Here is an 18,733-nt window from a genome sequence, read left to right as displayed (position 1 = left end):
CGTAAGTTTTATTTCAAGACGGCACTAGCACGTCCCATGATGGCATTATCATTATACAACAAAACAGTATACGCTCCTTTCTTGAATTTATCTTGTGACCAAAGGAATTGATACTCTTCCCCATTATTTGTAAAGTTAATAGTCTCTTTGAAAGTATACTGCAATTTTTCGCCATGGACGTAAAACATATTGTTAGCATCGCCAAATAAGTTGCCTGACGGATCTATCACCCGGACGAAAACCTCCTTATTGCCTCTCGGTGTCAGTGTGTTGTCTGCTATAGAAAATAGAATCTGCAATTGATCTACTCTACGGACACGAGATTCCGTTTCTATTTTCCCTTTTTTTGAGACCGAAATTCCATTCACCTGTATATTAGATACTTTTAACGCAGAAGCAACGTCAACTTTATCCTTTAACACGATATTCTCTTGAGAAAGGGCAGTTACCTTTTTATCGGTTGTGGAGACCTGTCTAGTCAACGTTTGGTTCTCCTTTTGGAGAAGCTCATTCCTAACTTTTAACTCGTTAAGCGTCAAACGTAAAGCGGAGACATCACTCTTTAATCGAGTCACCTCTCTCGTTGCTACGAGGATATCTTCTTCCGAAATTGTTTGATTTTCAAGTTTGGCGCGCAAGGAGCTGATGATTTCTCTTGCACGTATTTCAGAAGCTTGCATCGACGAGTCTGCTCCAGCTACATTTTGAGCCACAAGATTGTCCAATTCCGCTTCTATACGATCAATCTCGATCTGCAAATCCTGTTTCTGAATAGCCATCGTATAGAGTTTCTCTCCAGAGGATTTGAACTTTACATAAAAATAAACATTCGTTGCAAGCAAAGCTGCAATTGCTATAATAAAAAAATAAATTTTTGAACTACTTCTTTTTGACGGCTCTTCCGGATATTTTTTTGCTGCGGTATCCGCAGCCCTTTTTTCCATATGTTGTTGTTTATACATCCTCTTTTTTACATAAAACACCGTACAATCACTGTCATATCGACGATAATGTCACAAAAACTATTCCAATTAAAACGCAGATAAAATACGGGTAACTATTCAAAATAGTTCAGGATCGAGAAGCCACCCCTTCTTAAGTATTCTTCTTTTCGCATCAACTGTAAATCACAATCTACCATCTCTTTTATCAACATTGGCAAGGTATATTTGGGGAGCCAACCGAGCTTATTATTCGCCTTGGAAGGATCGCCAATTAATAAATCTACCTCTGTCGGTCGAAAATACTGTGAATCAACTTTTACAACCGTCTGACCTAGTTTAACATGTTCAATAGGGATGTTTAATCGGTTCAATATTTCGTCGTCACGGTCAATGATTACGCCCTTCTCCAGTTCATCTTTACCACTAAATTCGATCTCGATTCCCACTTCTGCGAATGCCATACGTACAAAATCCCGTACCGTGGTCGTCACACCAGTGGCAATAACATAATCCTCTGGTTGCTCTTGCTGGAGGATTAACCACATCGCTTCAACATAGTCCTTAGCATGTCCCCAGTCTCGTTGCGCGGATAGATTCCCTAAGAACAACTTGTCTTGCAAACCCAATGCGATTTTCGCAACGGCCCGTGTGATCTTACGTGTCACAAAGGTTTCTCCCCGTACCGGACTTTCGTGATTAAATAGAATACCATTACACGCATACATATGATACGCTTCCCGATAGTTTACAGTAATCCAATAACCGTATAATTTAGCTACAGCGTAGGGACTACGTGGATAAAACGGCGTTTTTTCACTCTGCGGAACTTCTTGTACCAAACCATATAATTCCGAGGTCGATGCCTGATAAATTCTAGTTTTTTTAGTCAACCCTAATAAGCGAACGGCATCCAGAATCCGCAGGGCGCCGATACCATCAGCATTAGCGGTATACTCGGGTGTATCGAAACTCACTTTAACATGAGATTGAGCCGCTAAATTATAAATTTCATCCGGTTGGATTTCCTGAATAATCCGAATGAGATTACTGGAATCCGTCAAGTCGCCGTAATGCAGAATAAAGTTTCGATGGGTTGCATGCGGATCTTGATAAAGATGATCAATTCTGTCGGTATTAAATAAAGAAGACCGTCGCTTCAAACCATGAACGACATAACCTTTCTTTAACAAAAATTCGGCGAGGTATGCCCCGTCCTGTCCAGTAATACCCGTAATTAAGGCAACTTTGGCTTTATTTGTACTTATCATTTGTACTCATCATAATTCTCCTGATCCATTACTCGTGATTGGTTCCTAAACTCATCACCGTCACAGATTACGAGTGATTAGTCTTGTATGCGCGAGAAGTTTAACACAAGATTACCTGTTCCGTTATCCAATGGGATAGGCATACGCATAACCAATGACTGGCCGTCAGAGTAAGAAAGATCCAACCGATAACCTGAGGTTACATTTCTAGCTCTTTCACCGGAGTAGATTTTCTTAAATTGGAATTGTGGGTAAGCACCTTCCTTCGTACCATCGTGTACCGACCATACGATGGTGCGCACCGCACCATCGGCACATAGTGTACCGGCAGCGTTGAAAGCGATGCTTCCTTGATGATTTCCCCCCGGAAGAGTCCACACACTCCCAATAAAACAATCAACAGGTGCTTCATCAAAAATATTTTTAATGGTGTAGGCAGCGGGGATATCCTCACGGTCTACGGAATTTAGCACCCATTTTCCCTTTAGCCCATTTCGCCATTCTCGAGCAGAAGGACCATCATTTCCTAGCGATCCACCTCCACCGGCGGAAGATTTTCTTTGGGCGCCACAGGATGCCATAAGCACCAGCAATGTAAAGATTGTGCATACAGATAAGATATATTTTCGCATAATGTAAAAATTAGTTTTCTGAATTGAGTATATCCGCAAACTTAGATAAAATGCTCAGCATTCACGAATGACAAATAAAAAAATACAATGCGTAATTCATTTTATAAGTGATATAATTGCGTGTACATATAAAATAGAATCTGTTTTTAAATCTCCACAGCCATCAGGGGCTTTTTTAGCGGAAATATAATAACTTTGCACTGAATGAGTTCATCCAAAAATCATACCATAAGCAAAATTGTTGCAAAGGCAGTGCTTCGGATTACGATTATCCTTATCGCATTCCCCATCATCGTTTATTTTACAAATCCGGAGTTGATGTCTCAGCAGGTTTTTTTCCCGCACCGGTGGGCGTTCATTTTCCCCATTTTATTGCTTGTTGTATTTGTAGCCTTTTTAATACCGGTATTAAGGGATAGGTATGCTAAAATAGAATATAATTGGCTTTTTTCCTTGACAGGTATCTTTGTATGTTTGTATCTTGTTTTGTTATATACACGCATTTTATCGCTCTGACGACAATGATGACAACAAGGAAAAAGAAGCTCTGGATATACATTAAAAACATTTTTAAAATACTCATTACAGGGGCAGCTATTTATTGGGTTTCTCAAAAAATATCCTTTGCCGAACTTAAGGGTGCGCTGGAAAAATGTAATCCGCTATACCTCTTCTTAGCTTTATTTTCTTACGGCACATCGCAACTGATCGCGTCATCGCGTTTAAATAGCTTTTTAAAGGTAATCGGATTACATATCAGTGAACGTTATAATTTAAGGCTCTATCAAGTCGGCCTACTCTATAATTTTTTCTTACCGGGAGGTATTGGAGGAGATGGTTACAAAATATATTTTCTGAAAAAGCATTATGCGATCCGGGGAAGAAGAGTATTGACCGCGGTATTTTTTGACCGGTTAAGTGGTCTGTGGGCATTATCTATGATTACCGGATGCCTTATCATGTTTATGCCACGGCTCTCTATACCGAATGTTGTTACGGTTAGCGTACTTATAGTAGGCACCGCAACTTACCTTTATTTTTTACAACTGTTTTTCAAAGAATTCCTATCAAAGTTTATCATTACCCACCTCAAAGCACTCGCCGTACAAAGTTTTCAGACGTTAAGCGCCATTGCTATTCTATATGCGTTAGGGTTCGATGGTAAGTTCTCTCCCTATCTATTAATTTTTTTGGTATCATCATTAGTCGCTATTGTACCGTCCATACTCGGGGGAGCAGGATTACGCGAATCGCTCATGGCATTTGGAGCAGAATATTTTCAGCTTGACCCACACCTGGCAGTTTTGGTGAGTTTACTTTTTTATATTATTTCGCTGCTGGTGGCTTCTTCAGGTCTTTATTATATTTTACGACCTCAACGTCTTGGCATGAATAAATTACCTTCTGCAGAAGAAGTGGAAGAGGAATTAGAAAAAGAAGAATAAACATTATGGCAAATATCATCATTACCGGCGCGAGTAGTGGAATAGGGTTTGAAGCAGTTTTAGACTTTACCACAAATAAGGAAAACAACGTCATTGCATTGGCTCGCTCTGCAGATAAGTTACGCAAGCTCCACGAAATTTCCACTTCACTCAACCCAGAGGGTGGAAAGCTTTATCCTGCTCAATTTGACATTGTTTACGACAATTACCCAGATTCTTTAATTCCTTTCATTCAATCGAAGTTCGAAACAGTAGATATTTTAGTTAATAACGCGGGCATATTAATTAACAAATCTTTTCTTGACACATCACTGGAAGAATTCGCTCAAATACTACAGACCAATCTATTGGGACACATAAGTATGATTAAGCATATCGTTCCGCTCATGAAAAACGGAGGACACATTGTCAATATTGGAAGTATGGGTGGATTCCAAGGCGCTTCAAAATTCCCCGGCCTTTCTGCTTACTCAACAAGTAAAGGAGCCTTGGCGACATTGACAGAATGCCTGGCAGAGGAATTTAAACAGCAGAACATCAAGGTTAACTGTTTGGCACTAGGTTCGTCACAAACGGAGATGTTTGAGGAAGCTTTCCCCGGTGTAGAAGCGGGCACGCTCGCTTTTGAAATGGGACGTTACATAGCCGATTTTGCACAGAATGGCCATAAATATTATAACGGAAAAACATTACCGGTCGCGAATACGACACCTTAGAAATACATGTTATAATCTCTACAGATCGTTTATCCATTCCGCCAAATCGGAAAGCACTCCTTCATTAAAAGTCTCTTCAATATCAATATATTCCGAGATCGCACCCGTTTCAGCTTTTTGAAAGAGATGGTTCAATCCATCATATGCTTTTAGAAAATTCTTCTCATTTCTGGGCAGATGGTCAGTCAAACTCTTTAAATTAGGTGCGAAAGGTACCTGCACATCTTTTGTTCCAAAGGCGGCGAATACCGGAACATCAATTCTTTTGATGAACGGAACAGGATCTATACGCATAAAGTATCGATAAGCCGGTAATACCATCATCTTTATTTCGTTTTTTTGGTTATCGGAAAGATTGGGTAACGATGAAGACATGTTCTCTAAAATCTGTCGGTAAGCATGCTCGTCATCCAAATCACTTTTTACGGTAGCAAAATTCCAGCGATTCACTTCTTTCGCTTCCCGAAGTTGTTCCTCTGACATACCCGTAAGTTTCCCGATTTCATAGGCCTGTAACACCATTAAAGAATCGATAGGTATCGCAGGTGCGCCCAGAAGCCCTATAAAACCAATATCGGCGGAAGATTCTCCTGCGATCAGTTCTGCAATAAGCGCACCTTCACTATGTCCAATAATTCCCACTCGTGCGGGATCCACTCCTTCTTGTTTTTGCAAAAATCCAACCGCAGCAATAACGTCGCGGCTGAAATCACCTATTGTGCTTTTTGGATAGTTTCCGGTAGAAGCACCGATGCCACGTTCGTCATACCGCAACACGATAATACCTTGCTTTGTTAGATAATCGGCGATCACTTTAAAAGGTTTATGCGCCATAATCGTCTCGTCTCGATCCTGCGGCCCGCTCCCACTAACCAAGACAACAGCCGGTAACTTTTCGCCATCAGGAGGCGTTGTTATGGTTCCCGCCAGCTTAACATTGTCGTATTCACTGGAAAACGTAACATCTAATGTATCATAACTATACGGTGGCTCGGGCAGTTGTGGTCGTCGTCGTTTTGCTAACGTGTGATCAACTTTTGATAGATACATAGGAAATGTCTTACCATTTTGGGACATAACGCCTTCAATATGTTCGTTTGTTAATAGCTTGCCTTTGTAGGTTAATCCAATCGAAGCAACAGTTATAAATATAGAATCCTGATGGACGTCAATAGCGCTGAAAGGAAATTTCGTGTTTCCTTGTGCTGGGCTCTCCATCGTTCCTTTCCAAGACGAGGCATTCTCCAAATGGAAGACTAGCGGAAGGGCAACACCCTGTACTTTTAATTCTCCTTGCCATGTCCCCACAAATTTTTGACCGTACCCCAAACAGGATTGAAGCAACAGTAAGCTTAAAATAAGAATATTCCTCATGTGATTTGATTCTACCCTCCTCTACCAAAACGGATGCCAACCTTTCCCCAAACTCATCCAATAATAGTATATTTGCAAAATTTTAGTCAAATGAGAAAGGCACTTGGTTATGTACTTACACCTATATTTTATATCTGCTTTGCTGTGTCATTGTTAATTTTCCACCCTATTCAATGGCTTTGTTTTAAACTTGGCGGATACACTCTGCACAAAAAAAGCGTCGATCTTTTAAACGGCTTTTTGGTTGCTTGCAACTACACTTTATTTAATCGAACGCGGTTTATCGACAATAAAAATATTCCGACAGGAAGACCAATTATTTTCGTCGCTAATCACCAAAGTACATTTGACATTCCACCCATGATTTATTTTTTACGGCGATTTCATGGGAAATTTATTTCTAAAATTGAATTGGCCAAGGCGGGAATCCCGAGCATATCGTATAATTTGGTACATGGCGGCGCAGCAAACATAGATCGTAAAGATCCAAAGCAATCCATTGCCGAAATTTTGAAACTGGCCAACAACATGAAAACCAAAAACTGGTCAGCTTTTATTTTTCCAGAGGGAACACGCACGAAAACGGGCAAAATGAAAGCTTTTTCAGTAGGCGGAATTGCCACCCTTCTAAAGAAGAATCCCGATGCTTTAGTCGTGCCCCTTGCTATCAAAGGTTCTTATTTAATGGTAAAATATGGGATGTTTCCATTACGCCCCCTCACCTCCATGAGCTGGGAAGTGTTAAGCCCGTTGGATACAACCGGGCTGAATGCTGAGGAAATTGTAAAGAAGGCCGAAGAGGTTATCAAAAAAAAAGTAGAAGCTTAAAATTAAATTAATTGACCTTTCTCCCCTTCCAATCATACTTTCCAACATTGCCTGCCACCCCGATATATACAAGGTAAGCGGCATGTATGAACGACAGGGGGAATAAATTCACCAACAATGCATGTCTATTTACCAGACTAGAAAGTGGATAAATAAAAGCCAATTCAACCACTACTTTCAGTCCGAACGCGACCAAAAACAGTACGTTAATATTAGGTAAATCTGTAATGAATTGTACTAAGCCCACTATTAGCGACAAGTTAAACAGCCATATACTGATTCCCAACCATACAACTCGTTTATCTCTATATTTCGTACTCTTCGATGCCCAACGTCTCCGCTGGCTGATAAAAGAGGAAAGTGTTGCTTTTGCATCGGTGTACACAATTGCCTCTTTCGACTTGCAGAACTCAATTTTTTCCGCATATTTTTCCGCTACCTTATGTAGAAATAACTCATCATCACCAGAGGCGAGGTTATCTATGCCGTTAAAACCACCCATTTCGTAAAACAAGTCTCGTCGGTAAGCAAGGTTTGCCCCATTGCAAGTCGTGGGACGTTTATTACCAATACCTGCTGCTCCTAAACCAATAAGATACAAAAATTCAAGCGTCTGCAATCGTTCAAAATAGCTCTTCTCTTCATTGTAGACTACCGGGGAGGAAACCATATAAGCACCTGTTTTTTCAAAATAACTAACCACGGTATCTAACCATCTTGTTCCCATTCGACAATCTGCATCTGTGGTAACGATAATTTCGCCTGAAGCTTGTTCGATAGCGCGACTAATTGCTAATTTTTTATAAGAGTTTAATTTATCCCCCTCGTTCAGTTTCAGGAGGGTGACACCTTTTGAAGCATAGGAAGCAACGATTGCTGCCGTATTATCGGTGGAATGATCGTCCACCACAATAATCTCTAAAAGTTCTTTTGGAAATTCCTGTAGTATAATACAATCTAATGTTCGAGCTATATTATCTTCTTCATTGCGTGCAGCAATCAGCACAGAAACGGAGGTACGTCCTATTGTTCCCTTGTTAAAATAAGAGATACGAAACCATCCGCGCAGCATGTATAACACCAGGATAACATACACCATGGTCATAGTAATCAGAAATATATCAAGACTTGTTGTCACCCACATAATTTACATTTAAAACAAATACGGATCCCATAATAGCAGGAAGGATAAGGTTAACAAACCAAATACAGGAAACAATTGCCATAACGGCTATTTCCTGTGTAGTAATATAGCTATACAAATTGCTGGCGACAAAGCTACGTACACTGAAATCAAAAATATCAAGTGATGGAACGGCAGATTGAACGAAAAATAGAATAAAAATCATCAATACCATGGCAACAAAAGGCAATTCGGGCAAAAAAACCAACATCAACACGATATATTGAGAAGTAAATATACTGAAACGTAATAAGGAAAGAAGCAGTACATGCAATAATTCGCGTGGCGTAAAATCTTCCAATATGGAAAAGAATGGCTTTATCTTATGCAAAAATTTAAATTTTCCGACAAGATAGTCTACCCAATAGACATTGAAATAAAGCACAACAAATGCGACGGCATAAATTATCGCCAATAGCCAAACACCAAATTGTACGCTATCTGGCGTAGGAAGATAAGTTGCAATAAACCAAGCGATACTTAACGAACCAAACACACTTGTAAGCACGAGCTGGGCAAAAAGCCCAACTCCCATAGCAATGGCACCTCGCGCTCGGCTACGCGGTTTCAAAAGAAGGATACGTCCGCCGTATTCCCCTATTCTATTGGGCGTAAATATCGCCCAGGTAAGACCACAAAAGACCGACTTTATCGCTTTCCACCAACTAATGACCTCAATCCGCCGACTAAGGTATTTCCATTTAACGACTTCGATTGCCCAATTCATCAACATCATCACCACAACAATAGCCAGTGTCCCACGAACGGTCCATGGATCAATACGCTCCAATAGCGATTTAAATTCGTATAGGTTCTCTTGGTTATTGACCTTAGAAATAATGAACCATGTCGCCAATCCTACAATGAACAACTTAATTCCCAGATTCAGATATTTCTTTTGCTGTCTCGTCAATTATTTATAATAAAAGCACAATGTTACTAATTTTTCATTAGAATTATTATCTCTAGAACGGAAGATTTCAGATTTCAAAATCGTAATATTGCATCATGCAAAGGGAGAAGGCTAAAGAACGCATTATTTTGGGAATAGACCCGGGTACGGTGGTCATGGGGTATGGACTAGTCAAACAAACAGGACAAAAAATATCGTTACTCAGCATGGGGGTTATTAAAATGGGACACCTAGATGATCAAGGATTGAAACTGCAACGTATTTTTAAGAAAACGACATCTCTTATACAAGAATACCAACCAGATTGTGTCGCGTTGGAAGCGCCTTTCTATGGAAAAAATATTCAGGTTATGCTTAAACTCGGAAGAGCGCAGGGCGTTGCTATGGCGGCTGCGTTGAGTGTGGACATCCCTATCTTTGAATACGCCCCCCGTAAGATAAAGCAATCTGTTACCGGAAACGGAAGCGCCAGCAAAGAACAAGTGGCCGCCATGTTAAAAACAATCCTCCAATTTAAGGAGACTCCAGAGTTTCTCGATGCGACCGACGGATTAGCTGTTGCCGTATGCCATGCTTTCCAACAAAATAGTAATACAGAGAAAAAGAATTATTCAGGATGGGAAGCCTTTGTCAAGGACAATCAACGTAGGCTAAGTTAGAGTTTCACTTGGCGGATAACATTCTTCACATTCAGTTCCACAATATCCGTCATAGACGTACAATCTAAATAGGTTGCATTATTATAGAATGCTCCATACCCTTCTTTTAATCTTTTAATATTCTCCGGTGTTGATAATGCCTGCAATTTAGATGCATCTCGTAAATCTTTAATACGATGACGTTCACTACGTACGCGATGTACAATAGATGAACGCTCCTCTTGCTGATACTGCATTACAGTTTTTTCGTTTAGATGTTCCATAGCCAGCTGTACATATGTAAGATTTTCCTTAAAATACTGAGGCATATATACTTTAGGATTTCCTTCGTAAAATTGCTGATCGAAATCAATGGCCCGAATACGAAATTGAAAATCATCGAAATCCGGTGTGATCTGCATAACAAAGTTGTATGCACGCATGTCTCCTAACAGTGAGATAATACAACGTTCATTAAACTTCACAAACTCTTTTGCAATACGGGTCTGGTTATATTCAGGGTTGTATATACCCGCTTTGCTAAACACATCTCCCGGTATACCAACAATATGTTCTTCCACTAACGTATCACGATCTACCAAATAATTTACTTGATTCGGCGAAAGAATCTCTTCCAACTCCAGCCCATATATGCGGGAGGCATCGGCCTGCTTGATATAAAAATAATCGTACACGTCATTTAAGCGGTTAATAATACGCACCCGAAAAGGTTTGGTATTCCCAAATGCACAATACTCTATCCTATCAATAATCTTATGCTCCACAATACGGGTGTTCCCAGATGCTTTAAGTTTAGCATACACTACTCGTAACGCGTCGTACAGCTGATCCTGTAGATGAGGCGGATACAACGGCGTCTCCCAAAGTGTGTCATTTCCATACTTATCCATCACAGGTACCGTTTCCACGAAATTCAACAATTCACGATATGCTAAGGGCAATTTAGCATCACGTTGGTACATACGAAGATATTTATTAAGTCCTGTACCTACCGGATAAATAGGTTTTTTACGCGATATGGTGACGTCATCGATTTTCATTACTTATTTTTCCGAAAATACAAAATTTACAGCAAAGAATTAAAATAAAACTTTCGTAATAAATAGGCTATTTTTTATCAAAAATAAAATTGTATTACAAAAATACTTAGTATTTTTACAAAAAATAAAAAAAACACCTCCAGTAGGTTTAAGAAAGGTAGTAGATAAATGAAGAAACTCCCCGGGGAGAGGAGTTTCTTACGCTAACCAATTATAAACCTATGTTATTTGAGGGAAGTAACATGCTATTTTGTAACAAAAGATGTTTTTCACTCATTTTTTGTTAACACAAATATAGAAAACCCTCAAATTTTATGGAAATTTTATTTTATTTTTATATAAATTTTAAAATAAACACATTTTTTTAATAAAAAACACCATTTTTCATGGATAAAAAGTATTCAAATTACGATTTAGACAACTTAGACATACAAATTTTGTCTACTTTAATGGATGACGCATCAATTCCATACACAGAAATAGCAAAAAAACTAATCGTTTCAGGAGGAACCATCCATGTAAGGATGAAAAAAATGGAAGAACTAGGAATCATTAAAGGTTCCCAGCTGATTGTTAACCCACAAAAGGTAGGTTTTGATATCACCGCATTTCTGGGGATTTATTTAGAAAAGGGTTCCCAGTACGCTGATGCCGTAAAACAACTACAAGATATAAAAGAGGTTGTCGAGCTACATTATTGTACCGGACAGTACAGCATGTTCGCTAAGATTGTATGCCGAGATACCGCACACCTACGTAAAGTATTAAACGAAGACATCCAATCCTTGACAGGTATTCAGCGGACAGAAACTATTATTTCGCTTGAAGAAAGCATAAAAAGGCAAATAACTTTGTAAAAAAGAGAAAAAGTGGCGGAATTCCGCCACTTTTTCTCTTTTTTACAGGACATTCTTCAGTAAATCAATATAAAAAGCAACGCCTTGTTCAATTTCTGTTAAAAATATATACTCATCTGCAGCATGCGATCTGGCCGAATCGCCCGGCCCTACTTTTACAGATGGAACAGGTAACAATGCTTGATCGCTCATTGTCGGGCTACCGAAAGTCTTTGCTCCCAAACTTATGCCCGATTGAACAATCGGATGATCCAATTCAATCGTCGAAGGATTGAGCCTGGTGGAACGGGGGGTTACCTTAACCGAAACATGCTGCTTGATGATGTCCAGAACCTCTTGGTTGTTATAAACATCGGTGGTACGTACGTCGACGACAAATATGCAAGATGCCGGCACGACATTATGCTGTGTGCCACCATTCACTACAGTAACAGACATCTTTACAGGACCTAAGTGGGATGAAACTTTCGGAAATTGAAAGGTACGAAACCAATTTATCGCCTCCATCGCTTTATATATGGCGTTTTCTCCCTCTTCTCGTGCAGCATGTCCAGCAATACCAATGGCTTCACAATCCAAGACCATCAACCCTTTTTCTGCCACAGCCATATGCAGTTTGGTAGGTTCTCCAACAACAGCAAAATCCATTGGTCCAATATGCTTGATAGCTTCCTCGACACCGGATTTGCCCGAAATCTCCTCTTCTGCAGAAGCTAGCAAACAAATATTATAGCGCAAATCTTCCCGTTCATAATAATACAAGAATGCCGCTATTAAGGATACCAAACATCCTCCCGCATCGTTACTTCCCAAACCAAACAGCTTGTCTTCTTTCACCATCGGATCAAACGGATCTTTTGTATAACCGCTATTTGGTTTTACCGTATCATGATGGGAATTCAACAAGACACAGGGTTTCGAGTCGTCTTTGTATTTATTATACGCCCATACATTATTACCGATACGCTCGTAGGCTATTCCCCTATCATGAAAAAAACGACATAGTAAATCTGCTGTGTCGCTTTCTTCTTTGCTAAAAGAGGGCAAGGCTATTAATTCCTTCAATAGCGAAATTGCTTCTTCTATTAGATAAGTTATACTCTTAATCATTATATAATCCCCCTGCCTTTTCCGCAGACAGCTTTATTCCTTTTATAAATGCCGAGCTGAATCCATGGTGTTCCATTTCATTCAAGCCAGCGATAGTACATCCTTTAGGCGAAGTAACTTTATCAATCTCGCCTTCCGGGTGATTTTGTGTTTGTAGCAGCAAATCCGCCGCCCCTTTAGCTGTTTGTACTGCCATTTTCAAGGCATCATGTGCATGAAAACCAATTTCCACACCTCCTTGCGAAGCCGCTCGAATAGCCCTTAAAAAGAAGGCGATCCCACAAGCGCAAAGCGCTGTAGCAGAGGTCATGAGATCTTCTTGAATGACCACTACCGCTCCCACGGATTCAAATAGCTGTTCTACCCTTTTAATTTCCTTATCTGCGGAATCGTCAGCCGCTATACATGTCATGGATTGACCAATAGCGATCGCCGTATTTGGCATAGCACGAACCACCAATTTGTCTGCACCCAACACTTCTTTGATATTCGCGCAACTAACACCTGATACTACGGAAACAATTATTTGTCCGACACGCACGGTATTCTTCAGCTCTTCCAAGACGTTACGGAGTTGTTGAGGTAAAATAGCCAGCACGATTATTTCAGCGTTTACAGCCGCCTGTGCATTATTATCACTTACCTGGAAACCAAATGTGGCCTCCTCTTGAAGGTTAGCAAGGTTTCTACGTGTCAACGTTATCTCCGCGGCTACATATTGCCCCGACTTCACCAGCCCTTTAGCGAGGGATAGCCCGATATTGCCACCACCAATTATTGTTATTTTACTCATTTTTTCATCTATATAAATTTATATTTCAGCGTAACGAAGCTATCAGGTTGTTTGATCTCCTTATATGTCTGAATCAACCGTGAAGGTTAGTTTATTTCGATAACAAACAAGTACCAAATTCTCCCTGCTGATATTTGTGTAGGTTTAAGGCATTACCAATATATACATTTTTCACTCCTTTCCCAAGTGCGTCAAAAGCATTTTCCAGTTTTGGAATCATCCCTTCGTAAATAACTTTATCCTCCTTTAAGGTCTCGAATTCGTCAGCCTTTATTGACTTGATAACCGATTCCGGGTCGTCTACATTTCGTAACACACCATTTTTTTCAAAGCAGTAAATTAACTTCGTTTCATATATCTTTGCCAATGAAACAGCTAGCGCCGAGGCAATGGTATCCGCATTGGTGTTCAACAATTGTCCCAAACCATTGTGGGTAATTGCTGAAAATACAGGCGTAAACCCTGCCTCCAGAAATTTCTTGATATTAAGCGTATTTACGGAATCTACTAAAATGTCCCCAACATACCCGTAATCAATTTTCCTTACGGGACGTTTAACCGCCTTGATTGTATTCCCGTCCGCTCCGCACAACCCTAACGCATCACAACCATATTTTTGAAGTGAAGAAACAATATGTTTATTTGTTAGACCAGCGTATACCATCGTTGTTACGTCCAACATCGGTTTGTCAGTGATACGCCGACCATCCACTAATTTTGCTCGAATCCCTAAATCTGCAGCAATTCGCGTAGCTATCTTCCCCCCCCCATGGACTAATATCTTCTTGCCTTGTAATGCCGCAAATTTTTCCAAAAAACTTTGTAACTGGATATCGTCATCGATGACATTTCCCCCGATTTTAATAATATGCAACCCACTACTCATAGATAACTGAATATTTTTATTTTTTAAGATTTTCCAACATACGTTTTAAAACTACTTGAGCTGCCCATACGCGGTTACCCGCCTCTTTGATAACCAAAGAATTGGGTCCATCGAGAATCTCCGACGACAGCTCTAAATCTCGTCGTACAGGTAGACAATGCATCACTTTTGCATCATTCGTCAAGCCTAATTTCTCATTGGTTATCAACCAGTCTCCTTCCACGGGATAAACCTGCCCATAATCACGATAAGACGACCAATTTTTTACATATACGAAATCTGCTTTAGCCAAAGCATCATCCAAATTGTTCGTGAGATACGCACCAGATGTAAATTCTTCGCTCAAATCATACCCTAGGGGATGTGCAATAGTGAAATCAACCAGATTCTGCTCCTGCGCCTTACACATCCATTCGGAAAAAGAATTCGGAACGGCTTGTGGCAACGCTTTGACATGAGGTGCCCAAGCTAATACTACTTTAGGTTTAGCCACCTTTTTATGTTCTGTAATCGTAATTAAATCCGTTAAACTTTGTAAAGGATGACGCGTGGCACTTTCCAAAGAAACAACCGGAACACCGCAAAATTTCACAAATTTATTAAACAACTCCTCTGTATAATCAGCTACTTTATCCTTCAAGCTGGGGAAAGAACGCAAGCCTAAGATATCACAATATTCACCCATAACGGCAGCAGCTTCCCGGATATGCTCTACGGTTGTTCCATTCATGATAACGCCATCTCGGGTTTCCAATGCCCAACCTTCTTTATCCATATTGATAACCATAACATCCATACCTAGGCTCATTGCCGCTTTCTGGGTACTCAAACGTGTACGCAAACTTGGATTCAGAAATACTAAACCCAATGTCTTGTTCTTGCCGAGTTCCCGCCAATTGTATGGATTGGCCTTTAACGACAGTGCTTCTCGCACGACCGAGTCTAAATCATCAATATCAGCAACTGAAAAAAATTTGTCCATCTTTTAAAATTAAGAGTGACCAATGATTAGTAATCAGTGGCCAATGTTGAATATCAAATTTAATAATAAAGTATTCAATTTAACACGCTTTAAGGCGTTCATCAAGTGCAGTTAAAAAAGTATCTGCAATATCTTTCGTTATATTCAAAGCAGGTAAAATCCGAATGATATTAGGTTTTGCTTCGCCCGTAAAAATTCTATTCTTTAGCAAAAGATCCTTTTTCACATTCGATAATTCTGTGGGCAATACAACGCCTATCATCAACCCTCTTCCCCTCACCTCTTCTACTTTATCAAACTTATTCAATTCTGTAAGGAGATATTGTCCAACATTTTGTGTATTTGCAAGTAAGTTTTCCTCCTTCATCACGTCCAATACGGCAATTGCCGCTGCACATGCCAAGTGATTACCGCCAAAAGTGGTCCCTAACATACCAAATGAGGCTTTAAATTTAGGTGATATGCTAATTGCGCCAATAGGAAATCCATTTCCCATCCCTTTCGCCATAGAATATATATCTGCATCTACACCTGCATAATCCTGCGAATAAAAATCACCGGTGCGGCCATAACCACACTGTACAGCATCTGCAATAAATACGGCTCCATACTTATCACAAAGTGAACGAATCGCCTTAAGAAAAGAAACGGAAGCTTCTCGTATTCCCCCCACACCTTGTATACCTTCGATAATTACAGCTGAAATCTCCTCCCCCGAATCCTGAAAAGTACGAGTTAATGCCTCTTCATCATTAAAAGGGAGAAACGCGACGTTGTCCGTCTGGTTTACAGGAGCCACAATAGCGGGGTTATCTGTAGCCGCGACAGCCAATGAAGTACGTCCGTGAAATGCCTTGGTAAAAGCGACAATCTTCTTCCGCCGATTGTGGAACGAAGCCAATTTCAATGCATTTTCATTAGCCTCAGCTCCGGAATTACAAAGAAATAACGCATAATTATCCTTACCGGACATCTCTCCCAATTGTCGCGCCAATTGATTCTGCAATGGAATTTCTACCGAATTTGAATAGAATCCAATTCGATTCAATTGTTTTGTGAGGGTTTCTACATAATGAGGATGGCTGTGCCCAATGGAGATTACAGCGTGTCCACCGTATAGATCAAGGTACTCTGTACCGGCTGCGTCCCAAACGCTAGACCCCTTTGCTCTTACAATGTTAATAGGGTTTATGGGATAAACATTAAATAAATCCATGTATGAAAAAATAAACGGGTATGGATAAAATACTATACGCAAATATAACGTAACGTGCTGAAAATAATAAGTAAATATGAAATAAAAAAAGCCCGTCATATAAGTGACGGGCTTTTTCATAAATGAGATAAAATATTAGTCTTTTTTCTCTTCTGTATCCGAAGATTCTGCTGTTTCAGGAGCCTCTTCTGTTGCAGGAATTTCCTCCGCCACTGCCTCCGCTTTAGGAGCTTCTTCTTTAACTTCTTCCGTCGGTACTACTTCTTCAGTAACTTCAACTTCGGCTGTTTCACCTTCAGCCGTTTTCTCCGTCGCTTTCTTTTTGCCTCCGCGTCGGCGAGTTGCTTTCTTCTCTTCCTTCACTATTTTACCGTAAATCTCGTTGTAGTCTACCAATTCGATAAACGCCATTTCAGCGTTGTCACCGAGGCGGTTTTCCAACTTAATTATACGTGTATATCCACCGGGACGAGATGCCACCTTTTCCGAAATCTCGCGGAATAAAAGCGTAACGGCTTCCTTGTCTTTTAAATATGCAAAAACAGTACGGCGAGAATGCGTCGTATCACTTTTTGATTTTGTAATTAACGGTTCAACATACTTGCGCAACGCTTTCGCTTTCGCTAAGGTTGTTGTAATACGCTTATGTTTGATCAATGAAGTCGCCATATTGGCTAACATCGCCTTACGGTGACTGTCAGTGCGCCCTAATTTATCTACTTTTTTTCCGTGTCTCATTTTTTTGTGTTTTTTGTGCGTACCGTCCGTTCGGGATCTCTAAATTTCTCTTCAACCCTTCTAGGGGAATTACGCAACAGGTCGCTTAATTTTTTAATTTAATGTTATTCTTCGTCCAACTTAAATTTGGATAGATTCATGCCGAAAGATAAACCTTTTGATTTAACCAGTTCTTGAATTTCACTTAACGATTTTTTACCGAAGTTACGGAACTTCAACATATCTGCTACATCGTACGTGACCAATTCTGCTAATGTACGAATATCTGCTGCTTTCAAACAATTCAACGCACGAACAGAAAGATCTAAATCTACCAATTCTGTTTTCAGAACTTTACGCATGTGTAAAATTTCCTCGTCTACGACTTTGGTTTCCTCTTTTGTTTGCGACTCTAACAACATGTTTTCGTCGGAGAACAACATGAAGTGCTGAATCAAGATTTTGGCAGCTTCTTTCAAGGCTTCCTCAGGATGAATCGAACCATCTGTAGAAATATCCAACAATAATTTCTCATAGTCGGTTTTCTGTTCTACACGATAATTCTCGATGGTGTATTTTACGTTCTTAATCGGCGTATAAATAGAATCGACAGCGATAAAACCAAGAGGGCCATCTGTAACTTTATTTTCTTCAGCATTCACATAACCGCGTCCCTTAGCCACCGAAAGTTCAACCTCTATAGTAACCGAATTATCCATGTTGCAGATGACAAAATCTGGATTTAAAACGGTAAAATTATTAGAGAACTTCGTAATATCGCCTGCTTTAAACTGATCCTGACCATTGATAACAACGAAGATTTTCTCATTATCACCTTGTTCACCAGTTTTCTTGAAACGAACTTGCTTCAGGTTCAAAATGATTTCCGTAACATCCTCAACAATACCCTTGATAGTAGAAAACTCATGCGAAACGCCTGAAAACCTTACCGACGTAATTGCATATCCTTCTAGAGAGGACAATAAAATACGGCGCAAAGCATTACCAATAGTTACACCAAAACCAGGCTCTAATGGACGAAATTCGAAAGTACCATCAAAATCTGTTGATTTTTGCATGATAACTTTATCCGGTCTTTGAAATGCTAAAATTGCCATTTATTTTCTTTTAAAAGTTTTTATTAATAAACATAAAATACGCTAAGAGCAG

Annotated in this window: 19 protein-coding genes; 5 read left to right on the top strand and 14 right to left on the bottom strand. The window is 39.9% G+C overall.

What is annotated here, in order from left to right; all coding sequences use genetic code 11:
* Positions 1-8: 8 nt before the first annotated feature.
* From H8B17_RS19060 to H8B17_RS19050, 3 genes are all read right to left on the bottom strand, one after another.
* Positions 9-944 carry a hypothetical protein gene (locus H8B17_RS19060; RefSeq protein ID WP_190310815.1) on the bottom strand — a complete coding sequence of 312 codons (936 nt, stop codon included), beginning with the start codon at positions 942-944 and terminating at the stop codon, positions 9-11.
* A gap of 113 nt (positions 945-1,057) precedes the next feature.
* Positions 1,058-2,212 (bottom strand): GDP-mannose 4,6-dehydratase, encoded by a 1,155-nt coding sequence (gene gmd / locus H8B17_RS19055; RefSeq protein WP_190310814.1) that lies wholly within the window; start codon positions 2,210-2,212, stop codon positions 1,058-1,060.
* A gap of 77 nt (positions 2,213-2,289) precedes the next feature.
* Entirely contained in the window at positions 2,290-2,844 is a 555-nt protein-coding gene (locus H8B17_RS19050) for a hypothetical protein (RefSeq protein WP_190310813.1), read from the bottom strand.
* A gap of 521 nt (positions 2,845-3,365) precedes the next feature.
* On the opposite strand from H8B17_RS19050, the gene H8B17_RS19045 reads away from it, so the two are divergent.
* Together H8B17_RS19045 and H8B17_RS19040 are read left to right on the top strand one after the other, a co-directional pair.
* On the top strand, positions 3,366-4,289 hold the full coding sequence (locus H8B17_RS19045; protein WP_223816676.1) for a lysylphosphatidylglycerol synthase transmembrane domain-containing protein: 924 nt from the start codon (positions 3,366-3,368) through the stop codon (positions 4,287-4,289).
* Between the two features lie 5 nt (positions 4,290-4,294).
* The gene (locus H8B17_RS19040) at positions 4,295-5,005 is read left to right on the top strand and encodes an SDR family NAD(P)-dependent oxidoreductase (protein ID WP_190310812.1); all 711 of its coding nucleotides are present in this window, start codon (positions 4,295-4,297) and stop codon (positions 5,003-5,005) included.
* Between the two features lie 18 nt (positions 5,006-5,023).
* On the opposite strand, the gene H8B17_RS19035 is transcribed toward H8B17_RS19040, so the two are convergent.
* The gene (locus H8B17_RS19035; protein WP_190310811.1) at positions 5,024-6,379 is read right to left on the bottom strand and encodes an alpha/beta hydrolase family protein; all 1,356 of its coding nucleotides are present in this window, start codon (positions 6,377-6,379) and stop codon (positions 5,024-5,026) included.
* A gap of 33 nt (positions 6,380-6,412) precedes the next feature.
* On the opposite strand from H8B17_RS19035, the gene H8B17_RS19030 reads away from it, so the two are divergent.
* Positions 6,413-7,207: a lysophospholipid acyltransferase family protein gene (locus H8B17_RS19030; protein ID WP_317171075.1), complete on the top strand. Its 795-nt coding sequence runs from the start codon at positions 6,413-6,415 to the stop codon at positions 7,205-7,207.
* A 7-nt stretch (positions 7,208-7,214) separates the two neighbouring features.
* Here the strand turns inward: H8B17_RS19030 and H8B17_RS19025 are convergent, their stop codons facing one another.
* Together H8B17_RS19025 and H8B17_RS19020 are read right to left on the bottom strand one after the other, a co-directional pair.
* On the bottom strand, positions 7,215-8,351 hold the full coding sequence (locus H8B17_RS19025) for a glycosyltransferase family 2 protein (protein WP_223816675.1): 1,137 nt from the start codon (positions 8,349-8,351) through the stop codon (positions 7,215-7,217).
* Complete coding sequence (locus H8B17_RS19020) at positions 8,329-9,303, bottom strand: lysylphosphatidylglycerol synthase domain-containing protein (protein WP_190310809.1); 975 nt, start codon at positions 9,301-9,303, stop codon at positions 8,329-8,331. Before H8B17_RS19020 ends, H8B17_RS19025 begins: the two co-directional genes overlap by 23 nt.
* Before the next feature lie 95 nt (positions 9,304-9,398).
* Here H8B17_RS19020 and ruvC point away from each other — a divergent pair, with 95 nt between their 5' ends.
* Positions 9,399-9,962, top strand: a complete 564-nt coding sequence (ruvC, locus tag H8B17_RS19015; RefSeq protein ID WP_190310808.1) for a crossover junction endodeoxyribonuclease RuvC — start codon at positions 9,399-9,401, stop codon at positions 9,960-9,962.
* Here ruvC and H8B17_RS19010 read toward each other — a convergent pair.
* Positions 9,959-11,002, bottom strand: a complete 1,044-nt coding sequence (locus H8B17_RS19010) for a hypothetical protein (RefSeq protein WP_190310807.1) — start codon at positions 11,000-11,002, stop codon at positions 9,959-9,961. The genes ruvC and H8B17_RS19010 overlap by 4 nt on opposite strands.
* 386 nt (positions 11,003-11,388) lie before the next feature.
* Between H8B17_RS19010 and H8B17_RS19005 the strand changes: the two genes are divergently transcribed.
* Positions 11,389-11,859: an Lrp/AsnC ligand binding domain-containing protein gene (locus tag H8B17_RS19005; protein WP_190310806.1), complete on the top strand. Its 471-nt coding sequence runs from the start codon at positions 11,389-11,391 to the stop codon at positions 11,857-11,859.
* 42 nt (positions 11,860-11,901) lie between these two features.
* Here the strand turns inward: H8B17_RS19005 and H8B17_RS19000 are convergent, their stop codons facing one another.
* From H8B17_RS19000 to H8B17_RS18970, 7 genes are all read right to left on the bottom strand, one after another.
* Complete coding sequence (locus tag H8B17_RS19000) at positions 11,902-12,969, bottom strand: M20 family metallo-hydrolase (RefSeq protein WP_190310805.1); 1,068 nt, start codon at positions 12,967-12,969, stop codon at positions 11,902-11,904.
* Positions 12,962-13,762 carry a pyrroline-5-carboxylate reductase gene (gene proC / locus H8B17_RS18995; RefSeq protein WP_190310804.1) on the bottom strand — a complete coding sequence of 267 codons (801 nt, stop codon included), beginning with the start codon at positions 13,760-13,762 and terminating at the stop codon, positions 12,962-12,964. The genes H8B17_RS19000 and proC overlap by 8 nt, the downstream gene beginning before the upstream one ends.
* Positions 13,763-13,853: 91 nt before the next feature.
* Positions 13,854-14,648: an acetylglutamate kinase gene (argB, locus tag H8B17_RS18990; RefSeq protein WP_190310803.1), complete on the bottom strand. Its 795-nt coding sequence runs from the start codon at positions 14,646-14,648 to the stop codon at positions 13,854-13,856.
* A 16-nt stretch (positions 14,649-14,664) separates the two neighbouring features.
* Positions 14,665-15,630, bottom strand: a complete 966-nt coding sequence (locus H8B17_RS18985; protein WP_190310802.1) for a Rossmann-fold NAD(P)-binding domain-containing protein — start codon at positions 15,628-15,630, stop codon at positions 14,665-14,667.
* A 79-nt stretch (positions 15,631-15,709) separates the two neighbouring features.
* On the bottom strand, positions 15,710-16,846 hold the full coding sequence (locus tag H8B17_RS18980) for an aspartate aminotransferase family protein (RefSeq protein ID WP_190310801.1): 1,137 nt from the start codon (positions 16,844-16,846) through the stop codon (positions 15,710-15,712).
* A gap of 135 nt (positions 16,847-16,981) precedes the next feature.
* Entirely contained in the window at positions 16,982-17,584 is a 603-nt protein-coding gene (rplQ, locus tag H8B17_RS18975; RefSeq protein WP_190310800.1) for a 50S ribosomal protein L17, read from the bottom strand.
* 104 nt (positions 17,585-17,688) lie between these two features.
* On the bottom strand, positions 17,689-18,681 hold the full coding sequence (locus tag H8B17_RS18970) for a DNA-directed RNA polymerase subunit alpha (RefSeq protein WP_190310799.1): 993 nt from the start codon (positions 18,679-18,681) through the stop codon (positions 17,689-17,691).
* Positions 18,682-18,733 lie beyond the last annotated feature (52 nt).

Origin of the sequence: Sphingobacterium arenae (assembly GCF_014692505.1) — a bacterium.
In the GTDB taxonomy this organism is placed as follows: domain Bacteria; phylum Bacteroidota; class Bacteroidia; order Sphingobacteriales; family Sphingobacteriaceae; genus Sphingobacterium; species Sphingobacterium arenae.
Note: the sequence above shows the minus strand (reverse complement) of the source record. Positions and strands in the feature narration are given on the sequence as shown.